This window comes from Pseudomonas sp. NPDC087029, from assembly GCF_044745345.1.
Classification (GTDB): domain Bacteria; phylum Pseudomonadota; class Gammaproteobacteria; order Pseudomonadales; family Pseudomonadaceae; genus Aquipseudomonas; species Aquipseudomonas faucium.
On sequence record NZ_JBIVAB010000008.1, the window covers coordinates 210,321 to 236,429 of the forward strand.

The 26,109-nt window shown below is 64.4% G+C and carries 20 protein-coding genes and 1 pseudogene; 9 read left to right on the plus strand and 12 right to left on the minus strand.

Translation table 11 applies throughout. The features are described from left to right. Position 1: 1 nt before the first annotated feature. Positions 2 to 826: a tRNA 2-thiocytidine(32) synthetase TtcA gene (ttcA, locus tag ACIPG5_RS15655; RefSeq protein WP_176511459.1), complete on the minus strand. Its 825-nt coding sequence runs from the start codon at positions 824 to 826 to the stop codon at positions 2 to 4. 263 nt (positions 827 to 1,089) lie between these two features. Between ttcA and ACIPG5_RS15660 the strand changes: the two genes are divergently transcribed. Next, positions 1,090 to 1,689 carry a Yip1 family protein gene (locus ACIPG5_RS15660; RefSeq protein WP_176511458.1) on the plus strand — a complete coding sequence of 200 codons (600 nt, stop codon included), beginning with the start codon at positions 1,090 to 1,092 and terminating at the stop codon, positions 1,687 to 1,689. Between the two features lie 128 nt (positions 1,690 to 1,817). Next, positions 1,818 to 2,312, plus strand: a complete 495-nt coding sequence (locus ACIPG5_RS15665) for a SprT family zinc-dependent metalloprotease (RefSeq protein WP_176511457.1) — start codon at positions 1,818 to 1,820, stop codon at positions 2,310 to 2,312. 112 nt (positions 2,313 to 2,424) lie between these two features. Here ACIPG5_RS15665 and ACIPG5_RS15670 read toward each other — a convergent pair whose 3' ends face one another. From ACIPG5_RS15670 to ACIPG5_RS15685, 4 genes are all read right to left on the minus strand, one after another. Further along, on the minus strand, positions 2,425 to 3,747 hold the full coding sequence (locus ACIPG5_RS15670) for a dicarboxylate/amino acid:cation symporter (RefSeq protein WP_176511456.1): 1,323 nt from the start codon (positions 3,745 to 3,747) through the stop codon (positions 2,425 to 2,427). A gap of 290 nt (positions 3,748 to 4,037) precedes the next feature. Beyond that, entirely contained in the window at positions 4,038 to 5,384 is a 1,347-nt protein-coding gene (locus tag ACIPG5_RS15675) for an ATP-binding protein (protein WP_176511455.1), read from the minus strand. After that, positions 5,381 to 6,058 (minus strand): response regulator, encoded by a 678-nt coding sequence (locus ACIPG5_RS15680; RefSeq protein WP_176511454.1) that lies wholly within the window; start codon positions 6,056 to 6,058, stop codon positions 5,381 to 5,383. Before ACIPG5_RS15680 ends, ACIPG5_RS15675 begins: the two co-directional genes overlap by 4 nt. A gap of 150 nt (positions 6,059 to 6,208) precedes the next feature. Next, positions 6,209 to 6,814: an outer membrane beta-barrel protein gene (locus tag ACIPG5_RS15685; RefSeq protein ID WP_176511453.1), complete on the minus strand. Its 606-nt coding sequence runs from the start codon at positions 6,812 to 6,814 to the stop codon at positions 6,209 to 6,211. Positions 6,815 to 6,943: 129 nt separating this feature from the next. On the opposite strand from ACIPG5_RS15685, the gene ACIPG5_RS15690 reads away from it, so the two are divergent. Then, positions 6,944 to 7,783, plus strand: a complete 840-nt coding sequence (locus ACIPG5_RS15690) for a dienelactone hydrolase family protein (protein ID WP_176511452.1) — start codon at positions 6,944 to 6,946, stop codon at positions 7,781 to 7,783. A gap of 85 nt (positions 7,784 to 7,868) precedes the next feature. Then, positions 7,869 to 8,570, plus strand: a complete 702-nt coding sequence (locus ACIPG5_RS15695; protein ID WP_176511451.1) for a 4'-phosphopantetheinyl transferase — start codon at positions 7,869 to 7,871, stop codon at positions 8,568 to 8,570. A 3-nt stretch (positions 8,571 to 8,573) separates the two neighbouring features. On the opposite strand, the gene ACIPG5_RS15700 is transcribed toward ACIPG5_RS15695, so the two are convergent. Next, entirely contained in the window at positions 8,574 to 10,181 is a 1,608-nt protein-coding gene (locus ACIPG5_RS15700; RefSeq protein WP_176511450.1) for an ATP-binding protein, read from the minus strand. Beyond that, positions 10,178 to 10,876: a response regulator transcription factor gene (locus tag ACIPG5_RS15705; RefSeq protein ID WP_176511449.1), complete on the minus strand. Its 699-nt coding sequence runs from the start codon at positions 10,874 to 10,876 to the stop codon at positions 10,178 to 10,180. Before ACIPG5_RS15705 ends, ACIPG5_RS15700 begins: the two co-directional genes overlap by 4 nt. Before the next feature lie 670 nt (positions 10,877 to 11,546). Between ACIPG5_RS15705 and ACIPG5_RS15710 the strand changes: the two are divergent. The 5 genes and pseudogenes from ACIPG5_RS15710 to ACIPG5_RS15730 all read left to right on the plus strand — a co-directional run bounded on the left by ACIPG5_RS15710 (position 11,547) and on the right by ACIPG5_RS15730 (position 19,528). Continuing rightward, positions 11,547 to 14,425 (plus strand): annotated as a pseudogene (locus ACIPG5_RS15710) (ribonucleoside-diphosphate reductase subunit alpha). A gap of 142 nt (positions 14,426 to 14,567) precedes the next feature. After that, positions 14,568 to 14,699: a hypothetical protein gene (locus ACIPG5_RS15715; RefSeq protein WP_276574741.1), complete on the plus strand. Its 132-nt coding sequence runs from the start codon at positions 14,568 to 14,570 to the stop codon at positions 14,697 to 14,699. Between the two features lie 453 nt (positions 14,700 to 15,152). After that, positions 15,153 to 16,403, plus strand: a complete 1,251-nt coding sequence (locus ACIPG5_RS15720; RefSeq protein ID WP_176511447.1) for a ribonucleotide-diphosphate reductase subunit beta — start codon at positions 15,153 to 15,155, stop codon at positions 16,401 to 16,403. Positions 16,404 to 16,655: 252 nt separating this feature from the next. Next, positions 16,656 to 18,086 (plus strand): transporter, encoded by a 1,431-nt coding sequence (locus tag ACIPG5_RS15725; RefSeq protein ID WP_401376164.1) that lies wholly within the window; start codon positions 16,656 to 16,658, stop codon positions 18,084 to 18,086. Between the two features lie 17 nt (positions 18,087 to 18,103). Further along, positions 18,104 to 19,528, plus strand: a complete 1,425-nt coding sequence (locus ACIPG5_RS15730; protein ID WP_401376167.1) for a PLP-dependent aminotransferase family protein — start codon at positions 18,104 to 18,106, stop codon at positions 19,526 to 19,528. On the opposite strand, the gene ACIPG5_RS15735 is transcribed toward ACIPG5_RS15730, so the two are convergent. The 5 genes from ACIPG5_RS15735 to ACIPG5_RS15755 all read right to left on the minus strand — a co-directional run bounded on the left by ACIPG5_RS15735 (position 19,529) and on the right by ACIPG5_RS15755 (position 25,765). After that, complete coding sequence (locus tag ACIPG5_RS15735; RefSeq protein WP_236238140.1) at positions 19,529 to 20,428, minus strand: LysR family transcriptional regulator; 900 nt, start codon at positions 20,426 to 20,428, stop codon at positions 19,529 to 19,531. It lies immediately after the preceding gene. 158 nt (positions 20,429 to 20,586) lie between these two features. Continuing rightward, on the minus strand, positions 20,587 to 22,617 hold the full coding sequence (locus tag ACIPG5_RS15740; protein ID WP_401376169.1) for a pyridoxamine 5'-phosphate oxidase family protein: 2,031 nt from the start codon (positions 22,615 to 22,617) through the stop codon (positions 20,587 to 20,589). A gap of 27 nt (positions 22,618 to 22,644) precedes the next feature. Further along, positions 22,645 to 23,268, minus strand: coding sequence for a glutathione S-transferase family protein (locus ACIPG5_RS15745; protein WP_401376172.1), 624 nt, complete (start codon positions 23,266 to 23,268; stop codon positions 22,645 to 22,647). Positions 23,269 to 23,418: 150 nt separating this feature from the next. Next, positions 23,419 to 23,973, minus strand: a complete 555-nt coding sequence (locus ACIPG5_RS15750) for a UPF0149 family protein (protein WP_401376175.1) — start codon at positions 23,971 to 23,973, stop codon at positions 23,419 to 23,421. A 148-nt stretch (positions 23,974 to 24,121) separates the two neighbouring features. Continuing rightward, complete coding sequence (locus ACIPG5_RS15755; protein ID WP_176511440.1) at positions 24,122 to 25,765, minus strand: acetolactate synthase large subunit; 1,644 nt, start codon at positions 25,763 to 25,765, stop codon at positions 24,122 to 24,124. Between the last annotated feature and the right edge of the window lie 344 nt (positions 25,766 to 26,109).

A 26,109-nucleotide genomic window follows, 5' to 3' on the forward strand; every position in this document is an offset into this window, starting at 1 on the left:
CTCAGAGGTTCACCACGTCGAGAAAGCGCGGGGTGGCGTTCTCGTCGATCTTCAGGCTGGTGAAGTCGAACAGGTTGCGGTCGGCCAACTGCGACGGGGCCACGTTCTGCATGGCGCGGAAGATGCTCTCGGTACGGCCCGGGTGCTTGCGCTCCCACTCCACCAGCATGTCCTTGACCACCTGGCGCTGCAGGTTTTCCTGCGAACCGCACAGGTTGCACGGGATGATCGGGAATTCCTTCATGTCCGAGTAGGCCTGGATGTCCTTCTCGCTGCAGTAGGCCAGCGGGCGGATTACCACGTTGCGCCCGTCATCGGCCCGCAGCTTCGGCGGCATGCCCTTGAGCGCGCCGTTGAAGAACATGTTGAGGAAGAAGGTTTCGACGATGTCGTCGCGGTGGTGCCCCAGGGCCATCTTGGTCGCGCCGATTTCGTCGGCGAAGGTGTACAGGGTGCCACGGCGCAGGCGCGAGCACAGCGAGCAGGTGGTCTTGCCCTCCGGCACCAGCTCCTTGACCACCGAGTAGGTGTCCTTCTCGACGATGTGGTACTCGACGCCCAGTTCCTTGAGGTAGGCCGGCAGCACATGCTCGGGGAAGCCCGGCTGCTTCTGGTCCATGTTCACCGCGACGATCTCGAACTTGATCGGTGCCACCTTCTGCAGGTGCAACAGAACGTCGAGCATGGTGTAGCTGTCCTTGCCGCCGGACAGGCAGACCATGACCTTGTCGCCATCCTCGATCATGTTGTAGTCGGTGATGGCTTCGCCAGCGAGGCGACGCAGGCGTTTTTGCAGTTTGTTCTGGTTGACCGAGAGGGTGCCCATAGCGCTTGAATCCGCGAGGTGTGACAAAAGGCGGCTATTTTACGCACAAACCAGGCGCGGCTGTAGGGCTAACCGATAAAGACTTCAATGTAATCAGCAGTGCCACTGACAGCGCAATTTGCTCTAAAAAGCCGGTTTTATGCTGGGAACGGCTTCCTATACTGCGACATAAGGCCACATTACCGCTCGCTTCGGTGCCCTGGCCTCGGGCCGCTTGCGCTCCATCTGGGGGGCGACTGGCAACACAGAGAGGAGTGACAGGCATGATTCATCACGTTGTGGGGCTTTTTACTCATCCTGACCAGGAATGGCGGGAAATTCGCGGGGAAGAAGAAAGCATCAGCCACATGTACCTGACACACACGCTGATCCTGGCGGCGATCCCCGCCATTTCGGCATTCATCGGCACCACCCAGGTGGGCTGGGTGATCGGTGGCCGGCCGGCGGTCATGCTGACCCTGGAAAGCGCCTTGTGGATGAGCGTCATGTCCTACCTGGCGATGCTCGCCGGGGTGGCGGTAATGGGCGCATTCATCCACTGGATGGCCCGCACCTACGACGCCAACCCATCCCTGGCCCAGTGCATCGCCTTCGCCACCTACACCGCCACCCCACTGTTCCTCGGCGGCCTGGTGGCGCTCTACCCGCACTTGTGGCTGGGCATGCTGGTGGGCACTGCCGCCATCTGCTACACCGTTTACCTGCTGTATGTCGGCCTGCCGACCTTCATGAACATCCCATCGGATGAAGGCTTCCTGTTCTCCAGCTCGGTGCTGGCGGTGGGCCTTGTGGTACTGGTGGCGATCATGGCGGCGACCGTGATCATCTGGGGCTTGGGCGTGGGGCCTGTGTATACCAACTAGATCCAACCAACACTGGGGCATCAAGCCAGGGGCCGCCGCAAGGCGGCCTTTGACTGCCTGCTGACCAGTGGCCTCGGCAGCGCCGCCGAGGTTGCGGCATAATGCCTGGTCAGGAGAATTGCCCCGCCATGCCCGAGCTGCTCAAACAACGCGTCGAAACCTGTTACCAGCAAGCCGAAGCCTTTTTCAAACGCCCCTTCCCGCGCCCGCAGGTGAGCTTCAAGCTGCGCGGCCAGAAAGCCGGCGTCGCCCACCTGCACGAGAACCTGCTGCGCTTCAACCTGCAGCTGTACCGCGAAAACCACGACGATTTTTTGCGCCAGACCGTTGCCCACGAGGTGGCGCACCTGGTGGCCCACCAAGTGTTTGGCGAGCGCATCCAGGCCCATGGCGAGGAGTGGCAGCTGATCATGCGCGGGGTGTACGAACTGCCGCCCAATCGCTGCCACAACTACGAAGTGCAGCGCCGCGTGACGACCCGCTACATCTACCGCTGCCCGTGCCCGGAAAGTGACTTTGCGTTCACCCCGCAGCGGCACAAGCTGGTGCACCAGGGGCGGCGCTACCTGTGCCGGCGGTGCCGGGCGATATTGGTGTACAGCGGCGAGACGCGGGTTGAATGAACCGGCCCTATCGCCGGCGAGCCGGCTCCCACTAGGTTCAACGCTGCCCTAGGCCGCAGCAGGCACAAAAAAAGGCGACCCTAGGGTCGCCTTTCTCATCACTGCATCACACTCAGCGAGCCGGGCCTTCGGCAACGCCCAGGTCGTCGGTCGGGCGGGTGTCGATCAGCGGCGCACCACCGGAAGCCAGCTCCGAGGCGAGCTTGTCGTTGTCCATTTCCTTGACCCACTTGGCCACTACCACGGTGGCAACGGCGTTGCCGATCAGGTTGGTCAGGGCGCGGGCTTCGGACATGAAGCGGTCGATACCCAGGATCAGCGCCAGGCCGGCAACCGGCAGGTGGCCGACGGCGGAGAGGGTGGCGGCGAGCACGATGAAGCCCGAACCGGTCACGCCCGCAGCACCTTTGGAAGCTACCAGCAGCACCAGCAGCAGGGTGATCTGGTGGGTGATGTCCATGGTGGTGTCGGTGGCCTGGGCGATGAACACCGCAGCCATGGTCAGGTAGATCGAGGTGCCGTCCAGGTTGAACGAGTAGCCGGTCGGGATCACCAGGCCCACCACCGATTTCTTCGCGCCCAGGCGCTCCATCTTGGCCAGCATGCGTGGCAGGGCCGACTCCGAGGACGAAGTACCCAGCACGATCAGCAGCTCTTCACGGATGTAGCGGATCAGCTTGATCACGCTGAAGCCGTGGGCGCGGCAGATGCCGCCCAGCACCACCAGGACGAACAGCAGGCAGGTGATGTAGAAGCAGGCCATCAGGTAGCCCAGCTGCACCAGCGAACCCACGCCGTATTGGCCGATGGTGAAGGCCATGGCACCGAAGGCACCGATCGGCGCGAGCTTCATGATCATGTTGATGATGTTGAACATGACATGGGCGAAGCGGTCGATCAGGTCCAGCACCGGCTTGCCGTAGCTGCCCAGGCGGTGCAGGGCGAAACCGAACAGCACCGAGAACATCAGCACTTGCAGGATGTCGCCGTTGGCGAAGGCGCCGACGATGGTGTTGGGGATGATGTTGAGCAGGAAGCCGACGGTGGTCTGCTGCGCGCCGGCGGCGGCGTAGGCAGCCACGCTGCTGGCGTTCAGGGTGCTGACGTCGACGTGCATGCCGGCACCCGGCTTGACCACGTTGACCACCACCAGGCCGATGATCAGGGCCACGGTGGAGACGATTTCGAAGTACAACAGCGCGTAGCCGCCGGTCTTGCCGACCGACTTCATGCTCTGCATGCCAGCGATGCCGCTGACCACGGTACAGAAGATGATCGGGGCGATGACCATCTTGATCAGTTTGACGAAGCCATCACCCAAAGGTTTGAGGGCAACGCCGGTTTCCGGGTAGAAGTGGCCGAGCAGGATACCGATGGTGATCGCGACGATCACCTGGACATACAGGGATTTGTACAGCGGCTGACGTGTCGTCATGGCTCATTTTTCCTCGAGTGTGCCGGTTCACCCTTCCCAGGGTGGTTGGGCACCTGAATCGCTAACCCTCCTGCACCTGGAGGGATTTGTCGTTGTGTTCGAGCTGCCTGGGCAGGCCTCTGCCAACGGAGATAGCAAGGGCGATGCCAAAATGCCCATGAAGGGTGCAGAGGCCGTATTTGCTAGAGGAAAATGCCCAATGAGGGGGCGAATGCGCGGGAGTTGATGGCGGATTTCCGCCCGGTGGCGGAATTTGAACAGGGGTGATGGCGGGAATCCGCCCGTCACCCTCAGTTGAGCGCGAAGGTGATGCAGAACGCCGCGCCACCCAGCGGCGAGTCGCCGAGGCTGAGCTGGGCGTCATAGCTGTCGACGATGTCCTTGACCACCGCCAGGCCGATGCCCTGCCCCGGGTGCTGGCGGTCCAGCCGCTCGCCACGCTCGAGAATGCGTTCTCGCTGGTCGGCCGGCACCCCAGGGCCATCGTCCTCGACACACAGCGTGAGCTGCCCCGGCGCTTGCTGCAGGCTTACCCGCACCTGGCCCAGGCTCAGCCGGTAGGCGTTCTCCAAAAGGTTGCCCAGCAGCTCCAGCAAGGCGCCCTGCTCCATCGGCACCTGGGCCTGTACCGGGATATCCAGGGTGGCTTCGACGCGCTTGTCGCGGTAGACCTTGGCCAGGGTGCTGCACAGGCTTTCCAGCACCGGGCGCAGTTGCACGCGATGGCGCACCAGGCCGCTCTTGCGCAGGCTGGCACGCTGCAGCTGGTAGTCGATCTGCTGGCTCATGCGCTCGATCTGGCTCTGCAGCACCCGCGCCTGCTCGCGCTCGCCCGGGCGCTGCTGCAGGCTTTCGCCCACCCCCTGCAGCACCGCCAGCGGGGTTTTCAGGCTGTGCGCCAGGTCGTCCAGCGAATCGCGGTAGCGCTGGCGCTGTTCGCGCTCGCTGCGCAGCAGGCGGTTCAGCGAGCCGGTCAGGCGCAGCAGTTCACGGGGGTGCTCACCGCTCAGGCCATCGCGCGCCCCCGACTCCACGTCGTCCAGCTCGCGGCTCAGCCGGCGCAGCGAGCGCAGGCCCCAGGTCAGGCCGGCCCAGAGCAGCACCAGCAAGGCCAGCAGGGCCGCGCCAAAGCCGAGGTAGAGCTTTTCGCGCAGGCCCGAGAGGGTTTGCTTGTACTCGCGCACCGGCTGCAGGGCAACGATGCTGTAGGCCGCGCTCTGGCCACCGAGCAGCTTGATCTCGACGTCATAGACGAAGAACTCTTCGCCATCGTCCTGGTGAATACGGGCAAATTCGTTGCCGCGCCCGTCGTAGCGCGGCTGGTAGTTGATGTGCTGGTCGGCGGTGGCCCGCGAGCGCCAGACCAGCCGGCCTTCGCGGTCGAAGATGTAGCCGATCAGCCCGGTATACGGCAGGTTGAAGCGCTCGTCTGGCAGCAGGTCCGGCATCTGCAACTGGCCATGCTCGATACGGGCCGCCGAGATCAGTGTGGTGACATCGGAGGCCAGGCGCTGCTCGATCGACTCCTGCAGGGCCAGGCTGAAGGCCTTCTGCAAGGCGGGCAGCAGCGCCAGCATGAACAGCAGCGCCAGCACTGCCGCGGCGAGCATCAGGCGCACCCGCAGCGAGCGAATCATCGGCAGCGCTCGGTGAACAGGTAGCCCAGGCCGCGCACGGTGTCGATCGGCTTGAAGCCGTTTTCGCCTTCAAGCTTGCGCCGCAGCCGCCCGACCAGCACTTCTATCACGTTGGGGTCGCGCTCCTCGTCACCGGGGTAGAGCTGCTCCATCAGCCGCTCCTTGGCCACCACCTGCTGGTGATGGCGCATCAGGTATTCGAGGATGCGGTATTCGTAGGCGGTCAATGCCAGCGGCTGCTCGTCCAGGGTCGCCTGCTTGCGGTTGAGGTCGAGCACCAGCGGGCCGGCGGCGATGGTCGACTGGGTGAAGCCGCTGGAGCGGCGCAGCAGGGCGTTGAGCCGGGCTTCGAGCTCTTCGAACTGGAAGGGTTTGACCAGGTAGTCGTCAGCGCCGGCGGCCAGGCCTTCGACCTTGTCCTGCCAGTTGCCCCGGGCGGTGAGGATGAGAATGGGGAAGGCCTTGGCCTGGCTGCGCAGGCGGGCGATCAGCTCAAGGCCGCTCATGCCCGGCAGGCCCAGGTCGATGATGGCCAGGTCGAAGTGGAACTGTTCGGCCTGGTACAGCGCTTCTTCGGCATCGGCCACGGCTTCGACCACATGGCCGCTTTCGCCCAGGCGGGTATGGAGGTGGTGCCTTAACAGGGCTTCGTCCTCGACCACCAGCAATTTCATTCGGTTCTCCTTTTTTGTGTTGCCAATACCAACCTCATCGCCGGCAAGCCGGCTCCCACAGGGGAATTCCACAGTCTTCAAAGCAGTGGAATACCTGTGGGAGCCGGCTTGCCGGCGATGAGGCCAGCGAAGGATAACGCTACTCGCTCATCAGAACTTGTAGTTCGCCGACAGGTAAGTCTGTGCACTGCTGGTCAGGCGCAGGGTACCGGCCTTCGGCCCGCCGCTGGGTGCCACTTCGGTCGACGCATTGCTCTGCAGGTAACGGTAGCCCAGCTCCACCGAAGCCTTGTCGGTCAGCTCCTGGATCACCCCAGCCTGCAGGCCCACCGCGTAGCCGTAGTCGGTGTCACGCCGGGCTCCTGGCGAATCCTGGGTCAGCTTGGTCATGCCCAGGCTGCCGCCGCCGAACAGCTTGGTGGTATCGCCCACGGGCAGGAACAGATCATAGCTGCCCAGCAGGTTCTCCTGGCGCAGCTTGAGGCCGCTGTGGTCGCCCGAGACGTTGTCGTAGGTCACGTAGTAGCGGCCCTGGTCGTTGATCCGCCCCAGGCGCGCGCCCCAGGTGCCGTCCTTGCCGATGATGCCGTCGGCGTTGAGGTTGTCGGTGTTGCTCTGCAGCAGGCCGGACTTGCGTACTTTGTCGCTGGTCTGGCCGTAGGTCAGGCTGGCGAAGTTCTCGTCGGCGGCCTGGGCGGAGGTCATGCCAGCGGCGCAGACGGCCATGGCGGCGAGCAGGGTGTTGAAGGTTTTCATCGCTTCTAGCTCCAGTTGAATGCGCTGTTTCGGTCTGGAAGCTAGAGTAAGCAGGGTGCCCTGAACCGCGGCTGAACCCTGGCTGAACCCCGGCTGAACGAACCGTTTGCAAAACAAGGAGTAGTGAACATGCGTGCCCTGCTGGCCTTGACACTGATGTGCAGTGCCGCGCTTGCCCAAGCGGCAGTAGTGACCCGTGAAATCCCCTACCAGGATGCCGACGGCAAGCGCCTGATCGGCTATTACGCCTATGACGATGCCATCGATGGCAAACGCCCGGGCATCGTCGTGGTCCACGAGTGGTGGGGGCTGAACGACTATGCCAAGCGCCGCGCGCGTGATCTCGCCGCCCTTGGCTACAGCGCGCTGGCCATCGACATGTATGGCGATGGCAAGCACACCGAACATCCGCAGGATGCCCAGGCGTTCATGGCCCAAGCCATGAAAGACCCGGATACAGCGGCCAAGCGTTTTGAGGCAGGCTTCGACTTGCTGCAAGAACAACCCTACACCGACAAGAGCAGCCTGGGCGCCGTCGGCTACTGCTTCGGCGGCAAGGTGGTGCTCGATGCGGCACGGCGCGGGGAGAGAAAGCTCGACGCCGTGGTGAGCTTCCATGGCGCACTGGCAACGCAGACACCGGCTCAACCCGGCAAGGTCAGGGCCTACATACTGGTCGAACATGGCGCCGCAGACAGCATGGTCACGCCAGAACAGGTCAGTGCGTTCAAGGCGGAGATGGATGCCGCCAAGGCCAACTACCAGTTCGTCAGCATTGCGGGGGCCAAGCACGGCTTCACCAACCCCGATGCCGATCGCTTGAGCCACGGCGAACACGGCGGCCCGGACATCGGCTACAACAAGGCAGCGGATGAAAGCTCGTGGGCGGATATGCAGGCGTTCTTCGCTAAAGTGTTCGAGCCGAAGAAGTCAAACACCGACAAAGCGGCGCCCGCTGGCACCCAGTAGCCCTTGAAGCGGATCAGTAGTTATGGGAGAGCTGCACAGCAGCCCCCTCTCCCACACCGCCGCAGCGGCTGGCACAATACCCGCCATGAACAGATTGCCCTCCTGTTGCGCCCCGCTCCGGCACCACTGGCCCCTGCCCCGCCCGCTCCCCGGCGCGGTGCTGGTCAGCTGCGCCTTCGACCCGGCCCTTTTGGCCTGCGATGACTTCGAGCGCGCCGGCATCACGCCCAGCGCCAGCCTGCAACGCTCGGTAGCCAAGCGCCAGGCCGAGTACCTGGCCGGCCGCGTTTGCGCGCGCGCCGCACTGCAGCGCCTGGATGGCCGCGATTATGTGCCCGCCAGCCACGAAGACCGCTCGCCGATCTGGCCGCCAGGCATCCATGGCTCGATCACCCACGGCAAGGGCTGGGCCGCTGCCGTGGTCGCTGCCGATGGCGCTTGCCAAGGCATCGGCCTGGATCAGGAAACGCTGCTCGACGACGACCGCGCAGAGCGCTTGATGGGCGAAATCCTCACCCCGGCGGAGCTCGAACGCCTGGACCGCAGCCAACTGGGCCTGGCAGTCACCTTGACCTTCTCGCTCAAGGAGAGCCTGTTCAAGACCCTGTATCCGCTGACCCGGCAACGCTTCTATTTCGAGCACGCCGAAGTGCTGGAGTGGTCCGCCGACGGCCTGGCGCGCCTGCGCCTGCTCACCGACCTTTCAGCCCAATGGCAGCACGGCGTCGAGCTCGAAGGCCAGTTCTGCCTCGAGGGCGGCCAGTTGCTGAGCCTGGTCAGCGTCTGACCCTCAGCCAGGCGCCTGCTCGCGTGGCCAGCTCAGGCTGAAGCAGGCGCCACCCAGCGCCTCACTGCGCCCCACGGTAGCCCGGCCGGCGTGCCAGTAGATGATCCTCCGTACGATCGACAGGCCCAGGCCATGCCCGCCCGAGGCACGGGTGCGGCTGTCGTCGAGGCGGGTGAAGGGGGTGAAGATGCGGTCCCAGAAGCCTTCGGGGATACCCGGCCCATCGTCTTCGACATCGATGCGACAGCGCTGCTGGCCCAGCTGGTAGCTCAGGCGCACCTCGCTACCGGCATGGCGCAGGGCATTGCCGACCAGGTTCTGCAAGGCCCGATGCAGGTAGCGCGGCTCGGCCTCGACCCAGGCGCCTTCGCTGTCATGCACCTGGCACTGGCCACGCACCAGCCGCACCTGGGCGTTGAGTGGCGCCAGCTCCTCGATCACCCGGTCGAGCAGGGCATCCAGGTCGACCCGCTGGAACTTCAGCGCTGGCGCGCCCTGCTCCAGGCGCGCGTAGGTCAGCATCTCGTCGACCAGCTTGTCGAGGTCCTGGATGTCGCCATCCATGCCGGCCAGGTGCTTGGCCCGCGCCTGCTCGGTGGGCGCGCTCTCGATCATTTCCAGGCCGAAGCGCAGGCGGGCGACCGGCGTGCGCAGCTCATGGGACACTGCGCGCACCAGCTCGCGCTGCATGTTCAACGAGCGCTGCAGGTGTTCGGCCATGCCATTGAAGGCCGCCGCCAGGCGCCCCACCGAGTCGGCATCGCCCGCAGGTACCCGGGTTTCCAGGCTGCCCTGGGCGATGCGCGTGGCGGCCATTTCCAGGCCCGACACCCGCCGCTCCAGCTGGCGCACCAGCAAATAGACCACCAGGCCGATCAGGCACAGGCCGAGAAAGGTAATCAGCACCAGCAACTGCGGCGGATAAGGGTTGAGCTGGTACAGCGGGCCGATTTCCAGCACCCAGGGCGAGCCGGGCAGGCCGGCGAACACGCGGACCGAATCGCCATCCTTGCCCAGCGCCATGACCGTATCGCCCTCCTCCACCCGCCGCCGCTGGTCATCGTCCAGGCCAACCCGCTCCAGGCGTTGCAGGGCAACGCCGAAACCGAAGCCCTTGCTGTGCTTGAGGTCCTCCAGGCGCTGCTGCTGCTCGGTCACCGGGAAGCGCACCAGCTCGTCGGCCAGCAGGTACAGGGTGGCGCGCGCCAACTGCTCGCTGACCTGCTTGATCTCGGCCACCAGCAGCAGGTCTTCGCGGCCAACCTTGCGCAGCACCCAGGCGGCATGTGGGCCAGTCTTTTCCACCACCACCAGGCCGCGGTACAGGCGTGCGCGCTGGCTGCCATCGAGCGTGCGCGCCGCCATCGGCTGCAGGTCCAGTGGCACGCCCAGCAGGCGCTCCCATATCAGCAGCGAGCGCTTGCGTTCGGTTTCGTTCTGCTGCGCCAGGTTGTCGGCCATCAGGCTGAACGTGCCCTGGGCCAGGCGCTCGCGGTGCTGGGCGGCGCGCACTTCATTGAGCAGGTGCAGGCTGAGCACGCCGAGCAAGGCCACCAGCACCAGCACGGCAAGCATGCCGCCGTAGATGCGCAGGAAGATCGAATTGTTCATGGCGCGTCGCCGACGAACAGGTAGCCCTTGCTACGCAGGGTCTTGATCAGCCGCGGCTGGATCGGGTCGTCGCCGATCTTGGGGCGGATCTTGGAAATCCGCACATCGATGGAGCGGTCCTGGCCGTCATAACCCACACCGCGCAGCGCCGTGAAGATCTGCTCGCGGGTCAGCACCCGCCCGGCATTGCTGGCCAGCAGCCAGAGCAGGTCGAACTCGGCGCCGGTCAGCTCGATCAGGTGCTCGCCAAGGCGGGCTTCGCGCAGCCGCTGGTCGATGCGCAGCTCGCCGAAGGCCAGCGCCTGGCTCCTGCCCTGGGGCGGCTCGCTGCGCCGCAGCAGCGCCTGGATGCGCGCCAGCAGCAGGCGCGGGCGCACGGGCTTGCAGACGTAGTCGTCGGCGCCCAGGTCCAGGCCCTGCACCTGGTCGAGCTCGTCGCTGCGCGCAGTGAGCATGAGGATCGGCCCGGGGTACTGGCTGCGCACCCGGCGGCAGATGCTCAGGCCGTCCTCGCCGGGCAGCATCAGGTCGAGGATCACCAAATCCGGCTGGCTGTCGACGATGCGCCGCGCGGCGCGGGCGCCGTCGCCTTCCACCGCGACTTCGAAGCCATTGGCCTGCAGGTATTCGGCGGTGAGCTCGGCGAGGCGCTGGTCGTCCTCGACGATCAGGATGCGCGGGGCGGGATGATCCATGGCTTTGCCTTCGTTTGTTGTTCTTTTTCAGCCTGTGGGGCGGCACAATTGACACACTTGCAACGGATACTACGTTCCGTACCGGGCACTGCCAACCTCAGCCGGAACGGCCCTCGACTGAACCGTTTCTTGTGCCAGGGCCAGCCCCTGAAAATTTCTGCCTGGGGGCTGCGTGGCGCAGAAAAATAGTGCAAACCTCTTGGCACAAGGCCTACAGCGAATACCCACTCTTCACCCACAAAGTACGCACACGTTATCCACAGGCGCTCGCCTTGCAAAGACCCCAAGACCGCATTATCTTGTATCCCCAATGCAGCAAACCACTAGATATTGGGTTTGAGCGAAAATCTCAAACACAACTCAGCACGGAAATTCAAGCGCTTTTTCCTACTGAACTAACGGTGGTTTCACCAGCCAAACCGCTCCAGCGGAAGATTGGAGAACAACAGCTTTCGGGCCTGCTCGCCAGCAGCGCCCTTAGCCTTTGACTTCGGCCAGGGAGCGGCAAGCTTATTGCCCCAATTTCCTGAGTCTGTCCCGAAGTCGGTACGCCCGAGCGGTCGGATGCGCGCGCATGCCGCATCCCCACCCGGGTCATCGAGCAAGTGGACGGAACGGTGGGCGCCCAAAAGGCGCCTGAACAATATAGAAACTGTGGAGACACCCACCCATGCAAACCGACACAACTCGCGAGAACCCGCAGGTAAAAGCCCCGCAGGCCGCCGATTCCAACCAGGATCTGGCCGCCACTGCTCCGGGCCAACTGCGCGTGATCAAGCGCAACGGCACTGTCGTCCCCTACACCGACGACAAGATCACCGTGGCCATCACCAAGGCGTTCCTCGCAGTTGAAGGCGGCACCGCCGCTGCCTCGTCGCGCATCCACGACACCGTCGCGCGCCTGACCGAGCAGGTCACCGCCACGTTCAAGCGTCGCATGCCATCGGGTGGCACCATCCACATCGAAGAAATCCAGGACCAGGTCGAACTGGCCCTGATGCGTGCCGGCGAGCAGAAAGTTGCCCGCGACTACGTGATCTACCGCGACCAGCGTGCCAAGGAGCGTGCCACCCGCGCCAACACCGACGCTGTGGTCGAGCCGCACCCAAGCATCCGCATCACCCTGGCCGACGGCAGCCTGGCGCCGCTGGACATGGCGCGCCTGAACACCATCATCAGCGAAGCCTGCGAAGGCCTGGCCGAAGTCGATGGCGACCTGATCCAGCGCGAAACCCTGAAGAACCTGTACGACGGCGTGGCCATCAAGGACGTCAACACCGCCCTGGTGATGACCGCCCGTACCCTGGTCGAGCGTGAGCCGAACTACTCGTTCGTCACCGCCCGCCTGCTGATGGACACCCTGCGCGCTGAAGGCCTGGGCTTCCTCAACGTCGCCGACAGCGCCACCCACCACGAGATGGCCGACCTGTACGCCAAGGCCCTGCCGGCCTATGTCGCCAAAGGTATCGAGTTCGAACTGCTCAACCCTGCCCTGGCCGACTTCGACCTGGACAAGCTGGGCAAGGCGATCGACCACGAGCGCGACCAGCAATTCACCTACCTGGGCCTGCAGACCCTGTACGACCGCTACTTCATCCACAAGGATGGCGTGCGCTTCGAGCTGCCGCAGGTGTTCTTCATGCGTGTGGCCATGGGCCTGGCGCTGGAAGAGAAGGACAAGGAAGCCCGCGCGATCGAGTTCTACAACCTGTTGTCGTCCTTCGACTACATGGCCTCGACCCCGACCCTGTTCAACGCCGGCACCCTGCGCCCGCAGCTGTCGAGCTGCTACCTGACCACCGTGCCGGACGACCTGTCGGGCATCTACCACGCGATCCACGACAACGCCATGCTGTCGAAATTCGCCGGTGGCCTGGGCAACGACTGGACCCCTGTGCGTGCACTGGGCTCCTACATCAAGGGCACCAACGGCAAGTCCCAGGGCGTCGTGCCGTTCCTCAAGGTGGTCAACGACACCGCCGTTGCCGTGAACCAGGGTGGCAAGCGCAAAGGCGCCGTGTGTGCCTACCTGGAAACCTGGCACCTGGACATCGAAGAGTTCATCGAGCTGCGCAAGAACACCGGTGACGACCGCCGTCGTACCCACGACATGAACACCGCCAACTGGATCCTGACCTGTTCATGAAGCGCGTCTTCGATGACGGCAAGTGGACCCTGTTCTCGCCATCGGAAGTGCCAGACCTGCACGACCTGACCGGCAAGGCCTTCGAAGAGCGCTACGAGTACTACGAAGCCCTGACCGAGTACAACAAGATCAAGGTGTTCAAGACCATCCAGGCCAAAGACCTGTGGCGCAAGATGCTGTCGATGCTGTTCGAGACCGGCCACCCATGGCTGACCTTCAAGGACCCGTGCAACCTGCGCTCGCCGCAGCAGCACGTGGGCGTGGTGCACAGCTCGAACCTGTGCACCGAGATCACCTTGAACACCAACAAGGACGAGATCGCCGTCTGCAACCTGGGCTCGATCAACCTGCCGAACCACATTGTCGACGGCAAGCTGGACACCGCCAAGCTGCAACGCACCGTGAACACCGCCGTGCGCATGCTCGACAACGTGATCGACATCAACTACTACTCGGTGCCGCAAGCGCGTAACTCGAACTTCAAGCACCGCCCAGTGGGCCTGGGCATCATGGGCTTCCAGGACGCGCTGTACCTGCAGCACATTCCTTACGGCTCCGATGCTGCCGTGGAGTTCGCCGACAAGTCGATGGAAGCGGTCAGCTACTACGCGATCCAGGCTTCCTGCGACCTGGCCGACGAGCGCGGCGCCTACGAGACCTTCCAGGGTTCGCTGTGGTCCAAAGGCATCCTGCCGCTGGATTCGCAACAGATCCTGATCGAGGCCCGTGGCCAGAAGTACATCGACGTCAACCTGGAAGAAACCCTGGACTGGGCGCCGGTACGTGCCCGCGTACAGAAAGGTATTCGTAACTCGAACATCATGGCCATCGCGCCGACCGCGACCATCGCCAACATCACCGGCGTGTCGCAGTCGATCGAGCCGACCTACCAGAACCTGTACGTGAAATCGAACCTGTCGGGCGAATTCACCGTGATCAACCCGTACCTGGTTCGCGACCTGAAGGCTCGCGGCCTGTGGGACTCGGTCATGATCAACGACCTGAAGTACTACGACGGTTCGGTGCAGCAGATCGAGCGCATTCCGCAAGAGCTCAAGGACCTGTACGCCACCGCGTTCGAAGTCGAGACCAAGTGGATCGTCGATGCGGCCTCGCGTCGCCAGAAGTGGATCGACCAGGCCCAGTCGCTGAACCTGTACATTGCCGGCGCTTCGGGCAAGAAGCTGGACGTGACCTACCGCATGGCCTGGTACCGTGGTCTGAAGACCACCTACTACCTCCGTGCCCTGGCCGCGACCAGCACCGAGAAGTCGACCATCAACACCGGCAAGCTCAACGCCGTGTCCAGCGGTGGCGACAGCGCCCCGGCCCAGGCTGCCGGCCCGGCGCCGGTACCGAAGGCTTGCGCGATCGACGAGCCAGACTGCGAAGCCTGCCAGTAAGGCCTGATGCCGCAACAAGGGGTGCCCTCGGGTGCCCCTTGTCGCGGCATTTTTGTATCCGCGTCATGGAGAAGCCCTTCCCTTTGCCCACCGTTCGCGCGGCTGGTTACAAAGGCAGGACCTCTCAACCGGGAACGCCCCCATGGCACGGAAAAAAGTGATCACTCGCAAGATAGGCCGCAACGCGGAAACGGGCCGCTTCACATCAGTGGAAGAAGCCCGCAAGCATCCCAAGACCCATGTGGTCGAGACACTGCGCCAGCGCTGCAATTAGCGGCTGCCTGAACGGGCCTGCTCACCGGTTTACCGGCGAGTTGGCCCGCACAGGCGGCACTGCTGTTCGCTGCTCACTCCCGCCTAAAAACACCATATGATGTGCCTTTGAATTTAAACTGGCACAACATATAGCTTAGCGCTACACTCCCCTCCTGTAGAAAACGGCACTCGCCTGCTGAACGGAAAAGCGCCAGACCGGTCGAAAAATTACCCTCGACCGTAGGGCAGCCTCCCCCGATCGAAAGCGAATTCCGGTATACTTCGCCCCCTCTGAAAAGGGCACCCTTCAAGTCCCTGGCCCCTCCCCGAGGCCTGGCCAGGTACGAACCCAGATGTAACGAGAGTCAGCCTCTCGAGCTGTCCATTCGCCGTAACGGCCTTGCGTCAGGCATCACATTCTTAAAATCCAACCGGTTGCCCCAGGGCAACCCTCAAGCAGGAGCCAATGACCATGCTGAGCTGGGACGAATTCGATAAGGAAGACGGCGAAGTCGCCGCCAAAGGCGCCACCCCTGCGCAGGCCAACGCCGCCGCCACCCTCGACAAGCTCGACAGCGCCGGCGGTGCCGCCGCCCTGGAAGCGCGTGCCGCCACCGCTGCCGACTCCGATGCGGTGAAGCGCGCCAAGGCTGCCCTGGACGCCCTGGACATCGCCGAAGGCCTGGCCGAGCTGGAAGGCTCCTCGGCCCGCGTCGCCGTTGACGAAAAGCGCATGATCAACTGCCGCGCCGACCTCAACCAGCTGGTACCGTTCAAGTACGACTGGGCCTGGCAGAAGTACCTCGACGGCTGCGCCAACCACTGGATGCCGCAAGAGGTCAACATGACCGCCGACATCGCCCTGTGGAAGAGCCAGGACGGCCTCACCGAAGACGAGCGCCGCATCGTGATGCGCAACCTCGGCTTCTTCTCCACCGCCGACTCGCTGGTTGCCAACAACCTGGCCCTGGCCGTGTACCGCCTGATCACCAACCCGGAGTGCCGCCAGTACATCCTGCGCCAGGCCTTCGAAGAGGCGATCCACACCCACGCCTACCAGTACTGCATCGAGTCGCTGGGCATGGATGAAGGCGAGATCTTCAACATGTACCACGAGATCCCGTCGGTGGCGAAGAAAGCCGCCTGGGGCCTGAAGTACACCCGCGCCATCTCCGACCCGGAATTCAACACCGGCACCGTCGAAACCGACAAAGAGCTGCTGCGCAACCTGATCGCCTACTACTGCGTACTGGAAGGCATCTTCTTCTACTGCGGCTTCACCCAGATCCTGTCCATGGGCCGCCGCAACAAGATGACCGGCGTTGCCGAGCAGTTCCAGTACATCCTGCGTGACGAGTCGATGCACCTGAACTTCGGTATCGACGTGATCAACCAGATCAAGATCGAGAACCCGCACCTGTGGGACGCGGCGATGAAGGAAGAAGCGACCCAGATGATCCTGCAAGGGACCCAGCTGGAGATCGAATACGCCCGCGACACCATGCCTCGCGGCGTGCTGGGCATGAACGCGGCGATGATGGAGGACTACCTCAAGTTCATCGCCAACCGTCGCCTGACCCAGATTGGCCTGAAGGAAGAGTACCCGGGGACTACCAACCCGTTCCCTTGGATGAGCGAAATCATGGACTTGAAGAAGGAGAAGAACTTCTTCGAGACGCGAGTGATCGAGTATCAGACGGGTGGGGCGTTGAGCTGGGACTGATTGTCCGGGCTGACATCGAGAAGGCTGCCGATTGGCAGCCTTTTTTTTTGAAGCTTCTGCAGAGGTGGCTGCTGCGGCTTCCTGTACCGGCGCTTCGCGGATAAATCCGCTCCTACAGGTTCAGCTCCGCACGCAGGGGCAGCTGAGTATTCGTGCGCTGTATTGAAAATCCCCCAGGTGCTGTATCTGTTCCAGCAGATACCCAGCCCTCACCCTTCACCTCACCCTCGAATGGTTGAAGGATCCCGCATCATGGCTGCCCTGCTCCTGCAAATTTCCCCTCTGGGCCTGGTGATCACGCTGATCCTCCTGCTGCGCCGTCCACCCGTGCAAGCGGCCCTGGCCGGGGTGGCCGGGGTGTTGCTGCTGTGGGGCCTTGGCGCCGCGCAGCCGCTGTCGGCTGCGGTGTCGGCGGCGATCATGCAGGACACGCTGATCCTGTTCCTCAACACGGGCAGTGTGATCGCCCCGGGCCTGGCCTTTGCCATCCTGGTCGAGCGCGCGGGTGCGCCGCAGGCGATCGGGGCGTGGGTGCGGGAGCTGGGTTGGACGCCGCCGATGCAGGTGATCTTCATCGTGCTCGGGCTGGCGCCGATGCTGGAGGCGATGACCGGGTTCGGGGTGTCGCTGATCGCGACCGTGCCGTTGCTGATGGGGCTGTTTTCGCGCCAGCAGGGCATGAAGATGGCGTTGGCAGGCATGGTGGTGATGCCATGGGGCACCCTGGGGCTGGCCACGGTGATCGGCGCGCTGCTGGCCCATGTGCCTGCGCAGGAACTGGGCAGCCATTCGGCGCTCGTCAGTGCACCGGTGTTTCTCTGCCTGGCCTGCGTGGCGCTGGCGGTGGCGGGGGGGCGCAGCGTGCCGGCGTGGCTTGGGCTGGGGCTGACTTCACTGCTGTTCAGCACGGTGCTGTATGCGGTCAACCGCTGGATCGGGCCGGAGGCCTCAGGCGTGCTGGCCGGGCTGGCGGTGGCCTGCGTGGGCCTTGGGATTACCTGGGCGCGGCGCGGGACGCTGGTGCGTTGGCCGCAGGCGGCGTGGCCGTACCTGGCGCTGCTGGTGGTGATCATTGCGTCGCGGGGGCTGTTTCTGCTGACTGGCTGGGAGGGGCTGTGGGCGGTGCAAGGCGTGAGTGTGTCGTGGAAGCCCCTGGCGTCGCCGGGGCTGGCATTGCTGCTGGTGGTGCTGCTGATGGTCGGGCGCCAGGGCGAAAGCTTTCCATGGCGAGCGCTGGTCATGCGTGCGCGGTTTCCCTTGGCCACGGTATTGCTGTTTCTGCTGCTGTCCCAGGTGATGGTCAAGGCGGGCTTTCTGGTCGAGGCGCAGCGGGCATTGCAGGCGCTGTCGGGCGTATCGCTGGCGGCCACGGTATCGCTGCTGGCAGGGCTGGCCGGTTACGTCACCAGCTCCAATGTGGGCGGCACCACGCTGGTCATGCCCTCCATCGCGGCATTGTCCGGCAGCCATGGCCCTTGGCTGGCCGCCATCGCCAACAGCGCCGCGGGGCATGGGGCGCTGGGCTCGCTGTCGATCCTGTCGCTGGTCACCGGGCTGGCCGGGGCCAACCGTGAGGAAGAACACGGGCTGATCCGCTTCGGCTTTGCCCTGGTGCTGCTGAACATCGTCATGGTGGCTGCAACGGGTGTGATTTTGCTCTACCTTTCGGGAGCCTCCGCCTGACTCGACACAAGGCCCCCATGGACCACACCCCCAAGCCCGACAAACGCTGGCAAACCGTCTACGCCTGGCTGCTGCGCCAGATCGACAGCGGCGAATGGCCCAAGGGCACGCAACTGCCCTCGGTACGCGAGCTGGCCCGCTTGTTCGACAGCAGCATCGCCACCGTGCAACGGGGCCTGGCCGAGCTCGAGGCCAATGCCTATGTCCAGGCCACGCCGCGTGTGGGCTATTTCGTGGCCAACGGCGCGGCCCAGGTGCAGGGGTTGGACTTGGCCTGCGTGAGTGTCAACGTCGACCACGCGGTGGTCGCCATGCTCGCCCAGGCGGCCAGCAACACCCAGCTCTCGCTGAGTTCGGCGGTGCTGCATGACGAGTTCGCGCCCCAGGTACTGCTGAGCAAGTGCCTGGCGGCACTGGCCAGCAAGGCCGATCAGCCGCTGGCCGGGCTGATTGCCCCGCCCGGCCTGGCCTCGTTGCGCCGGCGTATCGCCGGGCTGATGCTGCAACGCGGGGTGGCGTGCAGCCCGGACGACATCCTGGTGACCTCGGGCGACACCGTGGCCCTGGAGCTGGCCCTCGAAGCCGTGGCCAAGCCAGGTGCCACGGTGGCCATCGAGACGCCCACCTACTACGGCATCCTGCAAACCATCGAGCGCTTGAGGATGCGCGCCCTGCCCATCCGCACCCAGGCGGGCAGCGGCATCGACCTCGAGCACCTGGAATGGGCGCTCAAGCAGAAAAAGGTCGATGTGATCTTCCTCAACCCGACATTGCAGAACCCGCAGGGCTTCATCATGCCCGACGCGGCGCGGGCTCGGCTGGTGCACCTGGCGCAGGCGGCGGATGTGCCGATCATCGAGGACGACATCTTCTTCGACCTGCTGGACGAAGCGCAGCGCCCCAAGGCGATCAAGCATTACGACACGAGCGGGCAGACCCTCTACTGCTCGTCGTTTTCCAAGACCGTGGCGCCGGGGTACCGGGTGGGCTGGTGCTTGGCCGGCCGTTATCGGGACGCGATCCTGGCGCAGATGTTTTCACGCAACCTGGCGGTGTCGAGCCTGGCGCAACGGGTACTGGATGAGTTCATCGGCCGGGGGTACATGGAGGAGCATTGCGCGAAACTGCGCGGGCGGCTGGCGGCGCAGACCGAAATGATGGATGCCCTGGTGCGCTCGGCGTTTCCAACAGGCACGCGGTATATGCCGCCCCAGGGAGGCTTCATTCACTGGCTGGTGTTGCCCGAGGGGACGGACATGGCGGCGCTGCAGCAGCTTGCGAGTGAGCGTGGCTGCAACGTGGGCGCCAGTGCGATGTTCTTTGCCGATGGCCAATGTGGCACAGGCTTGCGTGTGTGCCTGGGACGGCTGATCACGCCTGAGGTGATGCGGGGGCTGAAGGTGCTGGCCGAGTGTGCACAGCTGGCACAGCGCTGCCGGTAATCAGGCCAAGTGCGCCTGCCCGCGCAAATGCTCGGCCAGCATGTCGACGAACGCGCGCACCTTGGCCGAGCCGTACTTGCTCTCGCGGTGCAGCACATGGATTGGCCAGGGCGCTTCCTCATACTCGGCGAGGATCACCTCAAGTTGCCCGCTGGCGATTTCGTCGACCACCTGGTACGACAGCAATCGCGCGATGCCCAAACCGCCCACCGCCGCAGCGATGGCGCCGTCGTTGCTGGTCACGGTGAGCCTGGGCTGCATGCGCACCGTCGTCGGCTGGTCGGTCACGCCGAAGCGCCAGCCGGCGCGGGGCGAGAGGTTGGTGGTGGCAATCACGGCATGCTCGGGCAAGTCCGAGGGATGCTGTGGCACGCCGTGGCGGGCCAGGTACTGCGGGGAGGCGCACAGCATGCGCCGCACCTTGCCCACGCGCAGCGCCTTGAGGCCGGAATCGGGCAGCGGGCCGATGCGCACGGCCACGTCCATGCCCTCCTCCACCATGTTGACGATACGGTCGAGGAAGTACGCCGACACGTCCACTTCCGGGTACTGCTGCAGGTAGCGCACGATGCAGGGCATGACGAACTTCTTGCCGAACAGGATGGGCGCGGTGACTGCCAGCTCGCCCTTGGGCGTGGCGTTGATGCCGGCGGCGGCTTCGTTGGCCTCGTTGATGCTGGCGAGGATGTGCCGGGTGTCTTCCAGGTAGCGGCCGCCGGCTTCGGTCACGCGCACGCTGCGGGTGGTGCGCAGCAGCAGCTTGACCCCGAGCTGGTCTTCCAGGGCGCTGATGGCGCGGGTGACGGCGGCGGGCGAGATGTCCAGGCGGCGGGCGGCGGCGGCGAAGCTTTCGAGCTCGCCGACGGCGACGAATACCTTCATCAGGTGGATCTGGTCCATGCCGGCTCCTGGGGATCGTGGGTGGCGGGAATTATCGGTGATCTGTGGGTTTTGTGCTGGCTCGACTCACGCTATCGCCGGCAAGCCGGCTCCCACAACAGGCCGCGGCTGTAACTGTGGGAGCCGGCTTGCCGGCGATTGGGCCGCTACTGACACCCTTAAAGCTCCAGCACCAACGCCTGCGCGCCCTCCTCCACCTGAGCAGGCACGGCGCAGCAAATCAGCACTGTCCCCTTCTCCGGCAACTCGGCAGGCGGGTTCGGATAATGCACCTGGCCACTCACCAGCCGGGTCTTGCAGGTGCCGCATGACCCACCCCGGCAACTGAAATCCGGTGCCAGCCCGCGCGCCTCGGCCAGTTCCAGCAAGCTGCCACTAGAGGGCGCCCAGCGCGCCTCCTTGGCCGAGCTGGCGAAGTACACCGGTACCGGCTCGCTGGCGGCGGGGGGCTGGTGCAAGACGGGCTGGTTGTCATCGCCATGGCGCCTGAGTGTCGAAGGGCCGAAGGCTTCGGCATGGATGCGGGCATCCGGCACGTGTATGGCGCGCAACCCTTCGTACAAGTCCTGGGTGAAACTGGCCGGGCCGCACAGGTAGAAGTCGTAATCGTCCAACGCCAGCCTTGCCTTGACCTGCTCGATGCCGAGGCGGCCGGCGTGCTCGAAGTCGCGACCGGCCACTGCGTCGGCCTCCGGCTGGCTGAGCGCACGATACACGCTCAACAGGCCGCCGGCCTGCTGGCGCAGTGCAGCCAACTCTTGCTGGAATGGCAGTTCGGCGAGGTGGCGGGCGCCCTGGAACAGGTGAATCCGCCGCCCCTTTTGCAGGGCCAACTGTTCACGCAGCATGGCCATCAGCGGGGTAATGCCCACGCCTGCGCCTATCAGCACCAGCGGCCGGGCGCTGTCACTGTCCAGGGTGAAGCCGCCCATGGGCAGGCGCACCTGCAGCAAGTCGCCAACGGCGAGTCGTTCGTGCAAGTAGCGCGATGCCGGGCCCTGGGCCTTGACGCTGATGCGCAAGTGGCCATCGGAGGGTGCGCTGGACAGGCTGTAGGTGCGGATCAGCGGGCCATCGCCGGCCAGGGGAATGCGCACGGGGATATGCTGCCCCGCAGCGAAGGCCACCGGCCCATCGCCAGCCAAGTAGAACGAACGGATATCGCGACTTTCCTGCTCCACCCGCTGCACCCGCCACGTCAGCCACTGGCCTTGCCGCGCCTGCTGCTGCAGGCGTTGTTCGGCTTCGGTCCAGGTGCCGGTCATCAGGCTGGTCGGCGCGTATTCCTGGAACGCCCAGCGCAGGGAGATAGCCGCGCGGCGCAGCACTACCTGTTCGACAGCCAGCGTCCACAGCCGCTCGGCGCCTTCGAATGCCTTGATCGCAGGGCTGTCGAGGATCACTTCGGTGCGCCCGGTCAGTTGCAGCACGTTGCCGTTGCTGAAGTCGACGAACAACAGCCCCGCTCGCGGGTTCTCCAGCAGGTTGCCCAAGGTGTTGAAATGCAGGTTGCCGGCATAGTCGGGGATGGTCAGGCGATTGCCTTGGACCTTGACGAACCCCGCACGGCCGCCGCGATGGGACACGTCCACGGCGCGGTGGCCGTCCGGGTGATCGATGTAGCTGGCAACGAAGAAAGTGTCGGCGTGCTCGATCATGGCTACAGCCTCGGCATCCAGTGCAATGGAATCCTCACGCCCCTGCGCCGGCTCATCGACGCGATGATAGGCGCGCAGCTGGATGTATTGCGGGCAGTTGCCGAACGACTGCTCCACCGTGACCGCCAACTGGCCGCTGGCAGTGCTGTGAATCAGGCCATTCATGCGGTTGCGCCGGCGGGTGTGCAGCTCGATACCGAGCAGGCCGATGGCCTGCCCGGCTGCCATGCCCGGGGTTGCCGGGTCGTCACTGGCGAGCAGGGTTTCAATCAGCAACTGCCGCGGGTCGGGTGAGTGGATGAAGCCTTGCGGGCCTTCGAGCAAGGTTGCCCACGGCTTGCCGCTCGCGTCCACGGCCCCGGCGACGATGAACGGCAGTTGCTGGTAGAACGTGCGGTGCTGGTCGGGCATGTGGTCACGAATGACCTTCTGCCCGAACGCCTCCATGCGCTGCGCTACCCCCACCTGCTCCTGCAGGCGCTTTTCCCCGGCGTGCCAGGGCGAGCGGTGTTGCTCGGGACGTTGCGACATGGCGGCATTCCTCGCTTTACCCGCGGCTCACGCGGTGGCTTGCAAGCCCACGACCGTGCGCGGCATGGCGACAAAACCGGGCAGTGCCTCGACCCGGGCCAGCCAGGCACGTACCTGCGGGTAGGGTTCCAGCGACACATTGCCCTCTGGGGCGTGGGCGATGTACGAGTAGTTGGCGACGTCGGCGATGGTCGCTTCATTGCCGACCAGGAAAGGTGCCTTGGTCAGTTCGGCATCCATGACCTTGAGCAGGGTGTGGGCGCGGCCAATCACCTCGTCGGTGTTGAACGACGCACCGAATACCGTGACCAGGCGCGCGGCGGCAGGGCCGAAGGCGACCGGCCCGGCGGCGACCGACAGCCAGCGTTGCACGCGGGCGGCGCCAAGCGGGTCTTGGGGCAGCCAACGGCCTTGCTTGTCATAGGTACTGGCCAGGTAGACCAGGATGGCGTTGGAGTCGGCGATCACGGTGCCGTTGTCGTCAATCACCGGCACCTGGCCGAATGGGTTGAGCGCGAGAAACTGCGGCTGTTTGTGCTCGCCCTTGGCCAGGTCGACAAAGACCAGTTCGGCAGGCAGGCCGAGCAGAGAGAGCATCAGTTCGATGCGGTGGGCGTGGCCGGACTTGGGGAAGTTGTAGAGTTTGATCACGGTGGGAGCTCCAGGGTCGGCACCGGTGTGGTGCGGCTGGAGCACATGCTGCGCTGAATCGTCTTACAACAGAATCAGTGCCGTGGGGAAACCATAATTTCGCTTGCCGAAACAATCATGGCAACCCAGCTACGGCACCGGCTGTTCAGCTCAATGGCGCAGTTGGCGCTGGTAGCGGTACAGGCCCTTTGCCGCTGCGATCACCTGCGGTACACAGGCCTGCAGCTCGCTGAAGCTCATGGCATCGAGCACTTCGAAGTTGTCTTCCAGGCCATGCAGGGAGATGGCCTTGAGCAGTGCATCCTGCTCTGGCGGCAGTTCTACCCAACCGGCGACCTGGGTGCCGCGCATGTAGCCGAAGCACCACTCTTCCATGATGATCGCCGGGCCTTCTTCGGCTTCGCTTTCTTCGAATACCGGCTCGAAGCCTTCGAGGTCATCGGCCAGCTGCTCCGCCACCTGATGGGCGTAGCGCAGCATCAGTGCCGTGTAGGCCTCTTCGTGGGCGGGTTTCTTGAATTTGGGGACCTTGCCACCTGCTACTGCTGGCAGCCATTGCTCGGGGATGATGTGGGTCGGGGAACTGGCCAGGGCCGTGAAGAAGCCATTGAGTTCGGCCAGGTTGAGCACCGAATAGTCGTTGCCGTAGGTAATCAGCAGGTCTTCGAGGCGGTCGAGTTCTTTTTCGCTGAGCGGAGGGAGCATGTGCGGGCGTCCTGGGGTGGCGTTTTGCGTGCACCCTAGCACAAGGGGGGGCAGCGGTCTTGCGCACAAAAGCAATCGCCGGCAAGCCGGCTCCCACACCAGGGTGTACTTGTGGGAGCCGGCTTGCCGGCGATCGGCCCTTCAGCGGTTACACCGCCAGCGCGCGCTCACGCAGCTCGCTGTTGAGGATGCGGTCGTTCTCGCTGTAGTCGACCGGGCAGTCGATCACGTGCACGCCTGGGGTCTTGATGCAGTGCTCGAGCAGCGGCAGCAAGCCTTCGGCGCTTTCCACGCGGTGGCCATTGGCACCATAGGCTTCGGCGTATTTGACGAAGTCCGGGTTGCCGTAGTCCAGGCCGAAATCGGTGAAGCCCATGTTGGCCTGTTTCCAGCGGATCATGCCGTAGCCGTCGTCACGCAGGATCACCACGGTGATGTGCATGCCCAGGCGTACTGCGGTTTCCAGCTCCTGGCTGTTCATCATGAAACCGCCGTCGCCACATACCGAGATTACCGGGCGGTCCGGGTACACCAGGTGCGCGGCCATGGCCGATGGCAGGCCGGCGCCCATGGTCGCCAAGGCGTTGTCCAGCAGTACGGTGTTGGGCTTGTGGGCCTTGTAGTTGCGGGCGAACCAGATCTTGTAGATGCCGTTGTCGAGGGCGACGATGCCTTCCGATGGCAGGGCACGGCGCACGTCGGCGACCAGGCGCTGCGGGTAGACCGGGAAGCGGTTGTCGTCCTTGCCTTCGGCGATCTGTGCTTCGTTGGCCTCGCGGATGGCCATCAGGCGGGTGAAGTCCCAGTGCGAGGTGTCGCCCAGGCCTTCGCCGATCTGCCAGACGGCGTTGGCGATGTCGCCGATCACTTCGACCTGCGGGAAGTACACGGCATCGACTTCGGCGGAGCGGAAGTTGATGTGGATGACTTCGGTACCGCCACGGACCATGAAGAATGGCGGCTTCTCGATCACGTCGTGGCCGATGTTGACGATCAGGTCGGCCGCTTCGACGGCGCGGTGCACGAAGTCACCGGAGGACAGCGCAGCGTTGCCCAGGAAGCGCGGGCTGCGTTCATCGACCACGCCCTTGCCGAGCTGGGTGGTGACGAACGGGATGCCGGTCTGGTCGATCAGCTGCTTGAGGACCTTGGCGGTCATCTTGCGGTTGGCGCCGGCGCCGATCACCAGGATCGGGCTGCGGGCGTTGCGCAGCTTCTGGATGGCAGCGTCGATGGCCACGTGCTCGGCCAGCGGGCGGCGGTGCAGGCTCGGCGGGATGGGCATGGCGTCGGTCTGCTCGGCGGCGATGTCTTCCGGCAGCTCCAGGTGCACCGCGCCCGGCTTCTCTTCCTCGGCCAGGCGGAATGCTTCACGCATGCGCGACGGGATGTTGTCGGCGGAGGCGAACTGGTGGGTGTACTTGGTGATGGGGTCCATCATGCCGCACACATCGATGATCTGGAAGCGGCCCTGCTTGGACTTCTTGATCGGCTTCTGGCCGGTGATCATCATCATCGGCATGCCGCCGAGGTAGGCGTATGCACTGGCGGTCACCAGGTTGGTGGCGCCAGGGCCGAGGGTCGACAGGCTGACGCCGGTCTTGCCGGTCAGGCGACCGTAGGTGGCGGCCATGAAGCCTGCGGACTGCTCGTGGCGGGTCAGTACCAGCTTGATCTTCGATTTGCGCAGGGATTCCAGCAGGTCGAGGTTCTCCTCGCCGGGAATGCCGAATACATACTCGACACCTTCGTTTTCCAGGCATTGCACAACGACATCGGCGGCCTTGGCCATCTTGCTTCTTACCTCAGTTGTATAGGACGGTGGAGGTCCAGAAATGCGCAGCACGGTACGCTGGCATCGCTATGTCCGGGCGCGAGGGTGCCCCGAACCTAAGCCTTGACGCAGGCCAGGCAGGGAAAAGTCACGTTTGCGAACGGGATTAATTGTCGCACCGTTTCGGACATTTGCGCAGGTAGGAGGCGAGCAAAACAGCTTTGCCTGGGAATACAAAAGCTGGAAAGACAAAACCCCTACCTGCTTGCGCAGATAGGGGTTTTGCGAAATGAATCTTGACGATGACCTACTCTCACATGGGGAAACCCCACACTACCATCGGCGATGCATCGTTTCACTGC